At 70.5% G+C, this 14,969-nt stretch carries 14 protein-coding genes; 11 read left to right on the plus strand and 3 right to left on the minus strand.

Translation table 11 applies throughout. The features are described from left to right. Positions 1-328 precede the first annotated feature (328 nt). Complete coding sequence (locus OG700_RS27890; protein WP_405618215.1) at positions 329-1,153, minus strand: DUF3097 domain-containing protein; 825 nt, start codon at positions 1,151-1,153, stop codon at positions 329-331. 79 nt (positions 1,154-1,232) lie between these two features. Next, positions 1,233-1,967 (minus strand): MBL fold metallo-hydrolase, encoded by a 735-nt coding sequence (locus OG700_RS27895; protein ID WP_405618217.1) that lies wholly within the window; start codon positions 1,965-1,967, stop codon positions 1,233-1,235. A 164-nt stretch (positions 1,968-2,131) separates the two neighbouring features. On the opposite strand from OG700_RS27895, the gene hrcA reads away from it, so the two are divergent. The 11 genes from hrcA to OG700_RS27950 all read left to right on the plus strand — a co-directional run bounded on the left by hrcA (position 2,132) and on the right by OG700_RS27950 (position 13,326). Next, positions 2,132-3,148 carry a heat-inducible transcriptional repressor HrcA gene (hrcA, locus tag OG700_RS27900; RefSeq protein WP_405618219.1) on the plus strand — a complete coding sequence of 339 codons (1,017 nt, stop codon included), beginning with the start codon at positions 2,132-2,134 and terminating at the stop codon, positions 3,146-3,148. Further along, positions 3,149-4,282 carry a molecular chaperone DnaJ gene (dnaJ, locus tag OG700_RS27905; protein ID WP_189108274.1) on the plus strand — a complete coding sequence of 378 codons (1,134 nt, stop codon included), beginning with the start codon at positions 3,149-3,151 and terminating at the stop codon, positions 4,280-4,282. It abuts the gene before it with no gap. A 114-nt stretch (positions 4,283-4,396) separates the two neighbouring features. After that, positions 4,397-5,470: a nitronate monooxygenase gene (locus OG700_RS27910; protein WP_405618223.1), complete on the plus strand. Its 1,074-nt coding sequence runs from the start codon at positions 4,397-4,399 to the stop codon at positions 5,468-5,470. Beyond that, positions 5,467-6,216 (plus strand): 16S rRNA (uracil(1498)-N(3))-methyltransferase, encoded by a 750-nt coding sequence (locus tag OG700_RS27915; RefSeq protein WP_405618226.1) that lies wholly within the window; start codon positions 5,467-5,469, stop codon positions 6,214-6,216. The genes OG700_RS27910 and OG700_RS27915 overlap by 4 nt, the downstream gene beginning before the upstream one ends. Positions 6,217-6,314: 98 nt before the next feature. Then, positions 6,315-6,674, plus strand: a complete 360-nt coding sequence (locus OG700_RS27920; RefSeq protein WP_405618228.1) for a histidine triad nucleotide-binding protein — start codon at positions 6,315-6,317, stop codon at positions 6,672-6,674. Between the two features lie 13 nt (positions 6,675-6,687). Then, on the plus strand, positions 6,688-7,596 hold the full coding sequence (locus OG700_RS27925) for a ribonuclease Z (protein WP_405618230.1): 909 nt from the start codon (positions 6,688-6,690) through the stop codon (positions 7,594-7,596). A 107-nt stretch (positions 7,597-7,703) separates the two neighbouring features. After that, positions 7,704-8,816, plus strand: coding sequence for a PfkB family carbohydrate kinase (locus tag OG700_RS27930; RefSeq protein WP_405618232.1), 1,113 nt, complete (start codon positions 7,704-7,706; stop codon positions 8,814-8,816). A gap of 194 nt (positions 8,817-9,010) precedes the next feature. Next, positions 9,011-11,119: a PhoH family protein gene (locus tag OG700_RS27935; RefSeq protein ID WP_405618234.1), complete on the plus strand. Its 2,109-nt coding sequence runs from the start codon at positions 9,011-9,013 to the stop codon at positions 11,117-11,119. Between the two features lie 52 nt (positions 11,120-11,171). Continuing rightward, the gene (ybeY, locus tag OG700_RS27940) at positions 11,172-11,669 is read left to right on the plus strand and encodes an rRNA maturation RNase YbeY (protein WP_147872981.1); all 498 of its coding nucleotides are present in this window, start codon (positions 11,172-11,174) and stop codon (positions 11,667-11,669) included. Continuing rightward, positions 11,666-12,952, plus strand: coding sequence for a hemolysin family protein (locus tag OG700_RS27945; protein ID WP_405618236.1), 1,287 nt, complete (start codon positions 11,666-11,668; stop codon positions 12,950-12,952). Before ybeY ends, OG700_RS27945 begins: the two co-directional genes overlap by 4 nt. Beyond that, positions 12,949-13,326, plus strand: coding sequence for an MmcQ/YjbR family DNA-binding protein (locus tag OG700_RS27950; protein ID WP_405618239.1), 378 nt, complete (start codon positions 12,949-12,951; stop codon positions 13,324-13,326). The genes OG700_RS27945 and OG700_RS27950 overlap by 4 nt, the downstream gene beginning before the upstream one ends. 13 nt (positions 13,327-13,339) lie before the next feature. Here OG700_RS27950 and OG700_RS27955 read toward each other — a convergent pair whose 3' ends face one another. Then, positions 13,340-14,746, minus strand: a complete 1,407-nt coding sequence (locus OG700_RS27955) for a polysaccharide pyruvyl transferase family protein (protein WP_405618241.1) — start codon at positions 14,744-14,746, stop codon at positions 13,340-13,342. Between the last annotated feature and the right edge of the window lie 223 nt (positions 14,747-14,969).

Here is a 14,969-nt window from a genome sequence, read left to right on the forward strand (position 1 = left end):
GCCCTGCGGGCGGGCTGGTGGTGGCCGGGGTTTCGCTGACCGGGTCCGCCCGGTGGGTGGTTGCCCTCATTCGCCGGACGGGCTTGAATTCCGCCGGCCCGGCGGTGGGTTGACGCGTCTGTGGTGCGGGCCGGTGGCCGGGTGCCGCTCCGGGGTCATGTCCGGACGGCATGACGGCGCCCAGCGGTCACCGGAGAGCTGCTGGTCCGGGTTGCGCCACACATCGCGCCGTCCGGACATACCCACCCGCGGACCCCGAACCCCGACCGACAACCGCAACCACCAAGCCCGTCCGGCGCTTGAGGACAACGACCACCGGCCCGCAGGGTCAACCCAACCCCGGCTCCGTCACGAAGTCGATCAGCTCCTCCACCCGCCCCAGCAGCGCCGGCTCCAGGTCCCGGTAGGAGCGGACCGAGGCCAGGATCCGCTGCCACGCCGCACCGGTGTTTTCCGGCCAGCCCAGCTCGCGGCAGACCCCCGTCTTCCAGTCCTGGCCGCGCGGGATCGCCGGCCACGCCGGGATGCCCACGGACGACGGCTTCACCGCCTCCCAGACGTCGATGTACGGATGGCCCACGACCAGCACGTCCTCCCCGGTGACCTGCCCGGCGAGGCGGGACTCCTTGGAGCCGGGCACCAGGTGGTCGACCAGCACGCCGAGACGCGCGTCCGCCGCCGGGCCGAACTCCGCGACGATCGCCGGGAGATCGTCGATGCCCTCCAGGTACTCCACGACCACGCCCTCGATCCGCAGGTCGTCCCCCCAGACCCGCTCGACCAGTTCCGCGTCGTGCCGCCCTTCCACGTAGATACGCCCCGCACGGGCCACCCGCGCCCGCGCGCCCGGGACGGCGACCGAGCCGGAGGCCGTACGGGCGGGACGGGCGGGACCGCCGGCAGCCGGCCGGACCAGGGTGACGACCCGGCCTTCGAGCATGAACCCCCGCTCCACCAGCGGGAACACCCGGTGTTTGCCGAAGCGGTCCTCCAGGGTGACCGTCAGACCCTCCGCGGTCTTCTCGCAGCGGATCACCGCGCCGCAGAAGCCCGTCGACACCTCCTCGACCACCAGATCCGGTTCGGCGGGCACCTCGGGCACCGGCTTCGAACGCTTCCAGGGCGGGGTCAGATCAGGGCTGTAACTGCGCATCCGCAGACGATAACGGGACCGGGGGGCAACCCGGCGGATCCGCGCGGGTCCACGGAGATCCGCCGGACAGGCCCTGGCGCTACGCCGAGCCGAAACGCGCGGCCAGCGCGCCACGCTGCGCCCGTACGAACGCCGCGTCGACGGCCGCGCCATGGCCGGGCACGTACACCGCGTCCTCCCCGCCCAGCGCCAGCAGCCGGTCCAGCGCCGCCGGCCAGCGCGCCGGGATCGCGTCGTCGCCGGCCTGTGGCTCGCCCGACTCCTCGACCAGGTCCCCGCAGAAGACGGCCTCCCGGCCGGCCTCCCGGCCGGCGGGGACGAGCAGCGCCAGATCGTGCCCGGAGTGCCCCGGGCCGACATTGGCGAGAAGTACCTGCCGCCCGCCGAGGTCGAGCGTCCACTCACCCGACACCGGGTGCCCCGGCACGACCAGCACGTCCACCGCGGAGGCGGCCTCGGAGGCGGACACCCCGTGCCGTACGGCCGAGGCGCGCAGGCTCTCGCGGTCCCGGAGCAGCAGCTCCGCCAGGCCCACCGCGCCGTAGACCTGGGTGCCCGAGAACGCCGCCGTGCCCAGGACATGGTCGAAGTGGGCGTGGCTGAGCACGATGTGCGTCACGCGCCGGCCGCCGCACAGCGCCTGCGCCTGCGCGCGGATCTCCGCGCCCTCACGGAGCGTGGAGCCCGTGTCGTACAGCAGGACGGCGTCCTCGCCCACGACCAGACCGACCGTCGCATCCCAGCCAGGCAGCCGTCGTCTGCCGACTCCCGGGGCGATCCGTTCCCAGCCGTGCTCTTCCCAACGGACGTTCATACGGCGACGCTATCGGTGGGGCGGGCGGTACCGCGCGGTAGCGTGTCCGGTCGGCCTTGCTAGGGGCGTACCTCACGGCCGTACACTGGCCCCGGGGAATGCTGGCACTCCTACGCATCGAGTGCCAAGCCGGAGCCGAGGACCCAGAGCTGGAGGTGTGCGCGATGCTGAGCGAACGCAGGCTTGAGGTGCTGCGCGCCATCGTCCAGGACTATGTCGGCACCGAGGAGCCCGTCGGCTCCAAGGCGTTGACCGAGCGGCACAAGCTCGGTGTCTCCCCGGCCACTGTCCGTAACGACATGGCGGTCCTGGAGGACGAGGGCTTCATCGCCCAGCCCCACACCAGTGCGGGGCGTATTCCGACGGACAAGGGTTACCGGCTCTTCGTCGACCGGCTGGCGGGCGTCAAGCCCCTGTCGGCGCCGGAGCGCAGGGCCATCCAGAACTTTCTCGACAGCGCCGTCGACCTCGACGACGTCGTGGCCCGTACGGTACGGCTGCTCGCGCAGCTCACCCGGCAGGTCGCGGTCGTGCAGTACCCCTCGCTGACCCGCTCGACGGTGCGGCACGTGGAACTGCTCTCGCTCGCCCCCGCGCGGCTGATGCTCGTCCTGATCACCGACACCGGCCGGGTCGAGCAGCGCATGATCGACTGTCCCGTGCCGTTCGGCGACACGTCGCTGGCGGACCTGCGGGCCCGGCTCAACGCCCGGGTCGTCGGCCGCCGGTTCTCCGATGTGCCGCTGCTGGTGCAGGAGTTGCCCGAATCCTTCGACATGGAGGACCGGGGGACGGTGACCACGGTCCTCGCGACGCTGCTGGAGACGCTGGTCGAGGAGACCGAGGAACGGCTGATGATCGGCGGCACCGCCAATCTGACGCGCTTCGGGCACGACTTCCCCCTGACGATCCGGCCGGTGCTGGAGGCACTTGAGGAGCAGGTTGTGCTCCTCAGGCTGCTCGGCGAGGCCGAAGACTCGGGCATGACCGTACGAATCGGGCACGAGAACGCCCACGAGGGCCTCAACTCCACGTCCGTCGTCGCGGTCGGCTACGGTTCGGGCGACGAGGCAGTCGCCAAACTCGGCGTGGTCGGACCGACCCGCATGGACTACCCCGGAACGATGGGAGCGGTACGCGCAGTGGCACGTTACGTCGGACAGATCCTGGCGGAGTCGTAAGTGGCCACGGACTACTACGCCGTACTCGGCGTACGCCGCGACGCATCACAGGACGAGATCAAGAAGGCATTCCGCAGGCTCGCACGCGAGCTGCACCCGGATGTCAATCCCGATCCCAAGACGCAGGAGCGCTTCAAGGAGATCAACGCCGCCTACGAGGTGTTGTCGGACCCGCAGAAGAAGCAGGTCTACGACCTCGGCGGCGACCCGCTCTCGCAGGCGGGCGGCGGGGCCGGTGGCTTCGGGGCCGGTGGCTTCGGCAACTTCTCGGACATCATGGACGCGTTCTTCGGGACGTCGCAGCAGCGCGGGCCGAGGTCGCGGACGCGGCGCGGCCAGGACGCCATGATCCGGCTGGAGATCGACCTCAACGAGGCGGCCTTCGGCACCACCAAGGACATCCAGGTCGACACGGCGGTCGTCTGCACGACCTGCTCGGGCGAGGGCGCCGCACCCGGCACCTCCGCGCAGACCTGCGACATGTGCCGCGGTCGCGGCGAGGTCTCGCAGGTCACGCGGTCCTTCCTGGGCCAGGTCATGACCTCGCGGCCGTGCCCGCAGTGCCAGGGCTTCGGTACGGTCGTGCCGACCCCCTGCCCCGAGTGCGCGGGCGACGGCCGCATCAGGTCGCGCCGCACCCTCACGGTCAAGATCCCGGCGGGCGTCGACAACGGCACCCGTATCCAGCTCTCCGGTGAGGGCGAGGTCGGGCCCGGCGGCGGCCCGGCGGGTGACCTGTACGTCGAGATCCACGAGCTGCCGCACGCGGTGTTCCAGCGGCGCGGCGACGATCTGCACTGCACGGTGACCATCCCGATGACGGCGGCCTCGCTGGGCACGCAGTGCCCGCTGGAGACGCTGGACGGGGTCGAGGACATCGACGTCCGTCCGGGCACCCAGTCGGGCCAGTCGATCCCGCTGCACGGCCGCGGCATCACGCATCTGCGGGGCGGTGGCCGGGGCGACCTGATCGTCCATGTCGAGGTCATGACCCCGTCGAAACTCGACCCGGAGCAGGAGCGGTTGCTGCGAGAGCTGGCGAAGCTCAGGGGCGAGGAACGGCCCACCGGCCAGTTTCAACCGGGTCAACAGGGGCTTTTCTCAAGGCTGAAGGACGCGTTCAACGGCCGCTAGGGCGTGTCCGGCGGATCTCTGTCCTCAAGCGCCGGACGGGCTTTCGACAGCCCGTCCGGCGATTGAGGACGAACCGGCATCAGCACCCCCGGAGGGACATGGCACCATGCGTGCATGTCCTCCGTGTTGACCGATCTCTGCCGGTATCCGATCGTGCAGGCTCCCATGGCCGGCGGCGCGTCCTGCCCCCCGTTGGTCGCGGCCGTCGGTGACGCCGGAGGGCTCGGATTCCTCGCCGCCGGGTACAAGACCGCCGACGGGATGTACCAGGAGGTCAAGCAGCTCCGGGGGCTCAGCGGCAGCACCTTCGGGATCAACCTGTTCATGCCGCAGCCGCACCACGACGACCACGCCGCCGTGGAGGTCTACCGCGATCAGCTCGCCGGTGAGGCGACCTGGTACGAGACCCCCCTCGGCGACCCCGAGGCGGGCCGCGACGACGGGTACGAGGCCAAGCTCGCGATACTGCTCGACGATCCCGTCCCCGTCGTGTCGTTCACCTTCGGCTGCCCCACGCCCACCGTCCTCGACGCCTTCACCCGCGTCGGCACCCTCACCGTCGTGACCGTGACCACACCCGAGGAGGCCCAGACCGCCGAGTGGTCGGGCGCCGACGTCGTCTGCGTCCAGGGCATCGAGGCCGGCGGCCACCAGGGCACGCACCGCGACGACCCCGCCACCGACGGCGCGGGCATCGGGCTGCTGTCGCTCGTCACACAGGTACGGGAATCCGTACGGCTGCCGATCATCGCGGCCGGCGGGCTCATGCGCGGCGGCCAGATCGCCGCCGTCCTCGCCGCGGGCGCCGACGCCGCGCAGTTCGGCACCGCGTTCCTGGTCAGCCCGGAGTCCGGCGCCCACGCCCTGCACAAGCACGCCATGACCAACCCGCTGTTCACCCGCACCGAACTCACCCGCGCCTTCTCCGGCCGGCCCGCGCGTGGTCTCGTCAACCGCTTCATGCGCGAACACGGCCCCTACGCCCCGCCCGCGTACCCCGAGGTGCACCACCTCACCGCCGGGCTGCGCAAGGCCGCCGCCAAGGTCGGCGACCCGCAGGGCATGGCCCTGTGGGCCGGCCAGGGCCACCGGATGGCCCGCGCTCTGCCCGCCGGACAGCTCGTCGGCGTCCTCGTCGACGAACTCGAAGCCGCCCGCGCCTCGTTGACCCTGGGGGACACCTCATGACCGCACCCGTCTTCGTCGTCGACACCACCGACGCCGCCACCACCCTGCGGCCGGGGATCGTCACGCTCGACGGCCCCGAGGGCCGCCACGCCGTCTCCGTAAGGAGGCTGCGCGTCGGCGAGGAGGTCGTCCTCACGGACGGCGCCGGCACCGGCGCGCACGGCACGGTCGCCGCCGTCCACGGCAAGGACCGCCTGGACGTCGAGGTCACCGGCGTACGTACGCAGGACGAGCCCGTGCCCCGGATCACCGTCGTCCAGGCACTGCCCAAGGGCGACCGCGGCGAGCTGTCCGTCGAGACGATGACCGAGACCGGCGTCGACGCGATCGTGCCCTGGCAGGCCGCACGGTGCGTCACGCAGTGGAAGGGCGAACGGGGCGCCAAGGCCCTGGCCAAATGGCGCGCCACCGCCCGCGAGGCGGGCAAGCAGTCCCGTCGGCTCCGCTTCCCCCAGGTCACGGAGGCGATGTCCGCCAAACAGGTCGCGGCGCTGCTGGCCACGGCCGACTTCGCCGCCGTCCTGCACGAGGACGGCAGCGAACCGCTCGCCACCGCCGAACTCCCCACCGCCGGAAGCATCGTGCTGGTCGTCGGCCCCGAGGGCGGCGTCTCGCCGGACGAACTGGCGCTGTTCGCGACCGCCGGGGCCACCCCGTACCGGCTCGGCCGCACCGTCCTGCGGACGTCCACCGCCGGTACGGCCGCCTGCGCGCTGCTGCTGGGCCGCACGGGCCGCTGGTCCTGAGCGCCCGGACGCGGTCCGGGCACCTGTGGCCGGATAGGCTGCCTCCGTACGGAAGCGACCAGGGGCGACCGGCCGAACGACACGAGGAGACCCGGACCATGGCGGGTGAACGACAGGCCGACTGCCTGTTCTGCAAGATCGTCGCCGGGGAGGTGCCCGCCACCCTCGTACGCGAGACGGACACCACCGTGGCCTTCAGGGACATCAACCCGCAGGCCCCCACCCATGTGCTGGTGATCCCCAAGGTCCACTACCCGGACGCCGCGGCGCTCGCCGCGGCCGAGCCGCAGATCGCCGCCGACATCCTGCGCGAGTCCGCCGAGGTCGCCGCCGAGGACAAGACCGCCGGCAGCGGCTACCGGATCGTCTTCAACACCGGCAGCGGCGCCGGCCAGACCGTCTTCCACGCGCACGCCCACGTGCTGGGCGGCCGCGGCCTCAACTGGCCCCCCGGGTAGGGCGGCCGACACCTTGTCCGTACGAGAGCTCGTCGTCCTGGGCACCGCCAGCCAGGTCCCCACCCGGCACCGCAACCACAACGGCTATCTGCTGCGCTGGGACGGCGAGGGCATCCTCTTCGACCCCGGTGACGGCACCCAGCGCCAGATGGTGCGCGCCGGGGTCGCGGCGTACGACATCAACCGGATCTGCGTCACGCACTTCCACGGCGACCACTCGCTCGGCCTCGCCGGGGTGATCCAGCGCGTCAACCTGGACCGCGTCCCGCACGAGGTCACCGCGCACTACCCGGCGAGCGGACACGTCTTCTTCAGGAGGCTGCGTTACGCGACGGCGTACCGCGAGACCGTCGGCATCACCGAGGCGCCCGTCGACACCGACGGCGTACTCGCCCGGACCGACGCGTACACCCTCCGGGCGCACAAGCTCTCGCACCCCGTCGAGTCCTACGGCTACCGGATCACCGCGCCCGACGGCCGCCGGATGATCCCGGAACGCCTCGCCGCGCACGGCATCCAGGGGCCCGACGTGGGGCGCCTGGCGCGGGACGGCGAACTGCGCGGGGTGACGCTCGCCGACGTCAGCGAGGAGCGCCGGGGCCAGAGCTTCGCGTTCGTCATGGACACCCGGCTCTGTCCCGGGGTGCACGCGCTGGCCGACGGCTGCGACATGCTGGTCATCGAGTCCACCTTCCTCGACGAGGACGGCCAACTGGCCGTGGACCACGGCCATCTGACCGCGGGGCAGGCGGGGGCGGTGGCGCGGGAGGCCGGCGTACGGCACCTCGTACTGACGCACTTCTCGCAGCGCTACGGCGACCCGGCGGAGTTCGAACGGCAGGCCAGGGCGGCCGGGTACGAAGGCGAACTGACCGTCGCGGCCGACCTCGTACGGGTCCCGCTGCCCAAGCGCTCCGGATGATCCCCACCCCGCGGGACCAGGGCCCCGGCCCGGCCCCGGCCTCACGCCGACTGTCAGAGGCATCGGGCACACTGTCCGGATCCGTACGCCGATCCGGGAGCGCGACCGTGACCCCAAGTGCAGGAACGCCGCAGGACCACACCGCCGATGTCGACCCGCTGGGCGCCCTGCGCGCCCCGGACGACCCGGACTGCGACGTCTACCTGACCGGCACGGTCTTCCTCGACATCATCTTCACCGGCCTCGAAAGCGCCCCCGTGCGCGGCACCGAGTCCTGGGCCAGGGGCATGGGTTCGAGCCCCGGCGGCATCGCCAACATGGCCAGCGCGCTGGCCCGGCTCGGGCTGCGCACCTCGCTCGCGGCCGCCTTCGGCGACGACCACTACGGGGAGTACTGCTGGGACGCGCTGGAGCAGGGCGAGGGCATCGACCTCTCCCGCTCGCGCACCGTGCCCGGCTGGCACTCCCCGGTCACCGTCTCCATGGCGTACGAGGGCGAGCGCACGATGGTCTCGCACGGCCACGAGGCCCCGCCGCCCGACGGCACCCTGCCCGAGTGCCCGCCGCGTGCGCGTGCCGCCGTCGCCGCGCTCACCCCGGGCCGCAGCGAGGAGTGGATCGCCCGCGCCGCCGGAAACGGCGCGCGGGTCTTCGCCGACGTCGGGTGGGACGACACGGGCCGCTGGGACCTCGCCTCACTACCCGACCTGGCGCACTGCGAGGCGTTCCTGCCCAACGCCGACGAGGCGATGCGCTACACCCGTACCAACTGCCCCAGGGCCGCCGCGCGGGCGCTCGCCGACCTGGTGCCGCTGGTGGTCGTGACCCTGGGCGCCGAGGGCGCGTACGCGGTGGACAGCGCCACCGGCGCCACCGCCGAGGTGCCGGCGATCGACGTGGAGGCGCTGGACCCGACGGGCGCGGGCGACGTGTTCGTCGCCGGGTTCGTCACCGGCACCCTCGCCGGCTGGCCGCTCGCCGACCGGCTCGCGTTCTCCGGGCTCACGGCCGCACTGTCGGTCCAGGAGTTCGGCGGATCGCTGTCGGCGCCCGGCTGGTCGGAGGTCGCCGCCTGGTGGAGTCGCGTCCGGGCGTCGTCGGACCAGGATCCGGCGGCGCTGCGGCGGTACGCCTTCCTGGCGGGTCTGCTGCCCGCGCCGAGCCGGCCGTGGCCGCTGCGCAGGGCCGTACCGACGATCGGCTTCGGCCGCTCGGCCTGAGGCGGCACGGGGTCCACACGCCTTCGCGGAGAGCACCAGGGAACGGCGCGCGGGAGCCACACGGGAGCCGTGCGGGAAGGCGCGCGGAAAAGCCCTACGGCGTTGTCGGTGCGGGGTCGTACGCTGGTACCCAGAGGTTGTCGAGCGGCGAGAACCCCGCAACGGGAGGTATGTGCAGGCCACAGTGCCGGCCCATGACTCAGACACCCACAGTCCCCACCCCCGCGCACGGTCAGGCACGAGCCCACTTCACGATCCCCGCCAAGCACCCGATGGTGACGATCCTGGGCTCCGGTGACTCGCTGCTGCGCGTGATCGAGAAGGCGTTCCCGGCCGCCGACATCCATGTCCGGGGCAATGAGATCAGTGCCGTGGGCGACGCGGCCGAGGTCGCGCTGATCCAGAGCCTGTTCGACGAGATGATGCTGGTGCTCCGCACCGGTCAGCCGATGACGGAGGACGCAGTGGAACGCTCGATCGCCATGCTCAGGGCGAGCGAGAACGGCGGCGCGGACGGACCCGAGACCCCCGCCGACGTTCTCACGCAGAACATCGTCTCCAGCCGTGGCCGCACGATCCGCCCCAAGACGCTGAACCAGAAGCGCTACGTGGACGCGATCGACAAGCACACGATCGTCTTCGGCATCGGCCCGGCGGGCACCGGCAAGACCTATCTCGCCATGGCCAAGGCCGTACAGGCCCTGCAGTCCAAGCAGGTCACCAGGATCATCCTGACCAGGCCCGCGGTGGAGGCGGGGGAGCGCCTCGGCTTCCTGCCCGGCACGCTGTACGAGAAGATCGACCCGTATCTGCGCCCCCTCTACGACGCGCTGCACGACATGCTCGACCCCGACTCGATCCCACGCCTGATGGCGGCGGGCACGATCGAGGTCGCGCCGCTGGCGTACATGCGCGGCCGTTCCCAACCCCTCTTTACGAACGTGCTCACGCCGGACGGCTGGCGCCCCATCGGGGAGCTGATGGTGGGCGACCTGGTCATCGGGTCCAACGGCGAGCCGACACCCGTCCTCGGCGTGTATCCGCAGGGCGAGAAGGACATCTACCGGGTCACGGCACAGGACGGATCGTCGACCCTCTGCTGCGGGGAGCACCTCTGGACCGTCCGGACCGCCTCGGACCGAAGGCGTGACAAGCCATGGCGGGTCCTGGAGACCAAGGAGATGATCGGCAACCTTCGTGCCGGGCACGCGCGCCGGTACGAGCTGCCGATGCTGACCCAGCCGGTGTGCTTCCCGGAACGGGAGGTGCCCATGGACGCGTACGCGCTCGGGCTCCTGCTCGGTGACGGGTGTCTGACCGGCTCCACCACGCCATCGTTCGCGACGGCTGACGAGGAGCTGATCCCCCTGCTCGAAGCCGCGCTGCCCGGTGTCGCGGTGAACTGGAAGGACCAGGTCAACTACACCCCGAACAGGGTGAAGTCCCCCGGTGACGTGGTGACGCTGGAAAATCCGGTGACGAGGGTGCTCCGCGAACTGGATCTGCTCGGCACCAGGTCGTGCTCGAAGTTCGTCCCCGACGCCTATCTGTACAACTCCGCGGACGTTCGCTTGGCCCTGCTCCAGGGACTGCTGGATTCCGACGGGGGCCCGGTCACGCAGTCCGACCGGACCTGTCGTATCCAGTACACGACCACGTCGATTCTGCTGCGCGACGACGTCATCAGCCTGGTCCAGTCCTTGGGAGGCGTCGCCTACTCCAGCCGGAGGGCGGCGGCCGGCAGGCGGCCGGGCAGGGCCAACGGTCGGGACGTGGAGCACCGCAGGGACGCTCACATCATCGACATCCGCCTTCCTGAGGGCGTCGAGCCGTTCCGTCTCGGACGCAAGCGTGAGAAGTACCTGGCGAGCGGCGGGGGCCGGCCGACGCGGTTCATCGACCGGATCGACCCGGCGGGCCGCGAGGAGGCGGTCTGCATCCAGGTCGCGGCGGAGGACTCGCTCTACGTCACCGAGGACTATCTGCTGACGCACAACACGCTGAACGACGCGTTCATCATCCTCGACGAGGCGCAGAACACCAGCTCGCAGCAGATGAAGATGTTCCTGACGAGGCTCGGCTTCGACTCGAAGATCGTCATCACCGGCGATGTCACCCAGGTCGACCTCCCCGGCGGTACGAAGAGCGGGCTGCGCCAGGTCCAGGACATCCTGCACGACGTGGAGGATGTGCACTTCTCCCGGCTCACCTCCGACGATGTCGTACGGCACAAGCTCGTCGGCCGTATCGTCGACGCCTACGAGCAGTACGACAGCCGCAACGGCAACGAACCGCACAGCTGAGCCTTGAGCCTCGCGGCCCAGCGGCACCTATCGGGGAGAGTCACACCGCACCATGTCGATCGACGTCAACAACGAGTCAGGCACCGAGGTCGACGAGCAGGCGATCCTCGGGGCCGCCCGCTACGCGCTCACCCGGATGCGTATCCACCCCCTCTCCGAGCTGTCGGTGATCGTGGTGGACTCCGCCGCCATGGAGCAGCTGCACATGCAGTGGATGGACCTCCCCGGTCCGACCGATGTCATGTCCTTCCCGATGGACGAGCTGCGTCCGCCGGTGAAGGACGACGAGGAGCCCCCGCAGGGGCTCCTCGGTGACGTCGTGCTCTGCCCGGAGGTCGCGAAGACCCAGGGCGAGGAGGCGCCGACGCGGCACTCCATGGACGAGGAGCTTCAACTCCTCACCGTGCACGGCGTGCTGCACCTCCTCGGGTACGACCACGAGGAGCCGGACGAGAAGGCCGAGATGTTCGGCCTCCAGGCGGCCATCGTGGACGGCTGGCGGGCCGAGCAGGGCCTCACCGGTCCCTCTCCCGCGCCGACCGTCTCGTGATCACGCAACTGATCATCGGGGCGGTCGCGCTGGTCGTCGTCGCCTGGCTGGCGGCCTGCGCGGAGGCGGGGCTCGCCCGCGTCTCCACCTTCCGCGCCGCCGAGGCAGAGCGCTCCGGGCGGCGCGGCGCCGACAAACTGGCGCAGATCGCCGCCGACCCCACGCGCTATCTCAACGTGGCGCTGCTGGTGCGGGTCGCGTGCGAGATGGCGGCCGGGGTGCTGGTGACGTACGTCTGCCTGGAGGAGTTCTCCGACACCTGGGCCGCGCTGCTCGTCGCGATCGGCGTGATGGTCCTGGTGAGTTACGTCGCCGTCGGCGTCTCACCGCGCACCATCGGCCGCCAGCACCCGCTGAACACGGCGACCGTCGCGGCGTACGTGCTGCTCCCGCTGGCCCGGATCATGGGCCCCGTTCCGCAGCTGCTGATTCTGCTGGGCAACGCCCTCACACCGGGCAAGGGCTTCCGCAAGGGACCGTTCGCGAGCGAGGCCGAGCTGCGGGCGATGGTGGATCTCGCGGAGCAGGAGTCGCTGATCGAGGACGACGAGCGCCGGATGGTGCACTCGGTCTTCGAACTCGGCGACACGCTGGTGCGGGAGGTCATGGTCCCGCGTACGGACCTGGTCTGCATCGAGCGCTACAAGACGATCCACCAGGCCCTGACGCTGGCGCTGCGCTCCGGGTTCTCCCGGATTCCGGTCACGGGGGAGAACGAGGACGACATCGTCGGCATCGTCTACCTCAAGGACCTCGTCAGGAAGACGCACATCAACCGTGATTCCGAGACCGATCTGGTCTCCACGGCGATGCGCCCGGCGGCGTTCGTGCCGGACACGAAGAACGCGGGCGATCTGCTGCGGGAAATGCAGCAGGAGCGCAAGCACGTCGCCGTCGTCATCGACGAGTACGGCGGCACGGCCGGCATCGTGACGATCGAGGACATTCTGGAGGAGATCGTCGGCGAGATCACGGACGAGTACGACCGTGAGCTGCCGCCCGTCGAGGAGACCGGCACCGACTCCTACCGGGTCACCGCCCGGCTCGACATCGGCGATCTCGGGGAGCTGTACGGGCTCGACGAGTTCGACGACGAGGACGTGGAGACGGTCGGCGGTCTGCTCGCGAAGGCGCTGGGCCGGGTGCCGATCGCCGGAGCCAGCGCGCTGGTGGAGCTGCCGGACGGGCGCACGCTGCGACTGACGGCGGAGTCCCCGGCGGGTCGGCGGAACAAGATCGTGACGGTCCTCGCGGAACCGGCGGAACCGGCGGAGAAGCGATGAGCGCTTCTGCCGAAGGTCCGCTGTCGCGGGACGAACTGCGCTCGTTCTGCCTGGAGTTCAACGCGGCGACGGAGGAGTTCCCCTTCGGCCCGGAGAGTTCGGTCTTCAAGGTCGTGGGGAAGGTGTTCGCGCTCACGGCCCTGGACGCCGAGCCGTTGAAGATCTCGCTCAAGTGCGATCCGGACGAGGCGATCAGGCTGCGTGCGGTCCATCCGGAGATCGTCCCCGGATGGCACCTCAACAAGCGGCACTGGAACACGGTCACGGTCACCGGGCTGCCCGCGCGGACGGTGCGCGAGCTGATCGAGGACAGTTACGACCTGGTGGTGGCCGGTCTGCCGAAGGCGGAGCGTCTTCGGCTGGACCGGCTCTGAAGCCCGGGTGCGCTCAGCTGTTGGGCCGCAGCCTGCGCCGGACCTGACGACGGACGGCCGAACCGATCCGCAGCGGCGAGCCACCCTCCAGATCGGACAGCCGCCGTTCCATGGACGCGAGCTTCTTCTGGAGCTCGGTGTTCTTCTTGGTGAGAATCTCGATACGGCGGTCGGTCACGGTGTGCCGCTCGTGCAGCCGGCTGAAGCGGTAGTGCAGCGAGCCGTCGTCGGTGCCGTCCCACACGCCGAGTGAGGGCGGCAGATCGAGGGCGCCGAGCCGCAGCTCGTAGGCGGCGCCGCCGTCGCCGTGCGTGAAGGTGTTCTCCAGACCGTTCCTGTCGAGGAAGCCGACGAAGCGGTCGAAGCGTTCCTTGTGCCCGTTCACCATCTCGCTGTAGTCGGCCTGGTCGTACAGCTCCTGCGGATGGATGTCGGCGGGCGTGGAGCTGAGCATCCGGTGCGGTATGCCGAAGTAACGGCACAGCTCCAGGGTCCGCGAGTCGTGGACGAGCACGACGCTGGGGGTGCCGGCGAGCAGCGGAGCGATGTTGCCGTGGATGCGGGTGCCGTAGACGAAGTCGTACGTCGACAGCTCGTCCATCCACGTCTTGGGATCCAGCGGGACCCTGACCCGGTTCTCCTCGAACAGCGGGTGGGTCAACCGGCGGGGGAAGCGGGTCTTGGGGCCGGTGACGGCGGAGGTGTCGCCCCAGAAGAGGACTTCGGCGTCGGCGATGTTCTGCGCGTAGTACCGCAGGTGCGGGAAGCGTTCGAGCGCGTGGTGGGCCATGCCCTCCATGTCGCCGACGGCTATCGCGCCCGGCGACATGTTGATCACGATCCGGGAGTGGGCGTCCAGCGTGCCCGGGTCGCGCGGGGTGGGGAAGGTGTCCCCGTGCAGGAACATCGACGGACAGCCGATGATCTCGGTGTGCTGCTTGAACCCGAGCCGTTCCAGGTAGGAGGCGGTCAGCTCACCGCGTACGCCGATGGACGCGGATCTCTCCAGGACGGCCTTGACGAACCGCTTGACCGAGGACTCGATGGGAGCGAGCCGGGCGGTGTCGTAGTCCTCGGGCACCTGCGCGCCGACCCCCATGACCACGACGGGGATGGTGAGCTGCTCGATGAGGGTGGAGAGCTTGTTCAGATTGGGCTTGAAGGACGGCCGGAAGGCGTTGGCCAGCGGGATGACGAAGACGTCGTAGTCCTCGTTGATCTGCCGCGCCCGCTCCGGCGTCGCGACGGTGCCTATCCCGTTGGACGTCACCTCGGTCCGCTCGGTGAGCAGGATCTTGTGCGCGGCGTCGCTGAAGAGCAGATTCCCGGAGTTTGTGCCGATCAGGTCCTTCTGGATGAACTCCTGCTGACTGGCGACGTAGAACGGGCTCTTACCAGAGCGTATGAGTATGCGCTTCATGACCTTCTTCCTCGTTCGCTCAGAAGACCTGCCCCGGGAGCCCGGCAACCGCTCTCCCCCCAACGGCACCGGTCCTGGTCAGATATCCGAGCCGCGTGGAACGGGACGATACCCGAGATCAAAAGCTAGAAGACATGGGTATTTCATGCTTTATTGGGATGCCATTCATGTGATCTTAAGCTCTCATGTCACGGCGGACTCGGGGTGGCTAACGCTCCGTCAG

The organism is Streptomyces sp. NBC_01508, assembly GCF_045040315.1.
Lineage (GTDB): Bacteria > Actinomycetota > Actinomycetes > Streptomycetales > Streptomycetaceae > Streptomyces.

Coding starts and splice junctions, on each gene's coding strand:
- OG700_RS27890 (WP_405618215.1), bottom strand. CDS start 1,153: ATGCGCAGTTACAGCCCTGATCTGACCCCGCCCTGGAAGCGTTCGAAG.
- OG700_RS27895 (WP_405618217.1), bottom strand. CDS start 1,967: ATGAACGTCCGTTGGGAAGAGCACGGCTGGGAACGGATCGCCCCGGGA.
- hrcA (WP_405618219.1), top strand. CDS start 2,132: ATGCTGAGCGAACGCAGGCTTGAGGTGCTGCGCGCCATCGTCCAGGAC.
- OG700_RS27910 (WP_405618223.1), top strand. CDS start 4,397: ATGTCCTCCGTGTTGACCGATCTCTGCCGGTATCCGATCGTGCAGGCT.
- OG700_RS27915 (WP_405618226.1), top strand. CDS start 5,467: ATGACCGCACCCGTCTTCGTCGTCGACACCACCGACGCCGCCACCACC.
- OG700_RS27920 (WP_405618228.1), top strand. CDS start 6,315: ATGGCGGGTGAACGACAGGCCGACTGCCTGTTCTGCAAGATCGTCGCC.
- OG700_RS27935 (WP_405618234.1), top strand. CDS start 9,011: ATGACTCAGACACCCACAGTCCCCACCCCCGCGCACGGTCAGGCACGA.
- ybeY (WP_147872981.1), top strand. CDS start 11,172: ATGTCGATCGACGTCAACAACGAGTCAGGCACCGAGGTCGACGAGCAG.
- OG700_RS27950 (WP_405618239.1), top strand. CDS start 12,949: ATGAGCGCTTCTGCCGAAGGTCCGCTGTCGCGGGACGAACTGCGCTCG.
- OG700_RS27955 (WP_405618241.1), bottom strand. CDS start 14,746: ATGAAGCGCATACTCATACGCTCTGGTAAGAGCCCGTTCTACGTCGCC.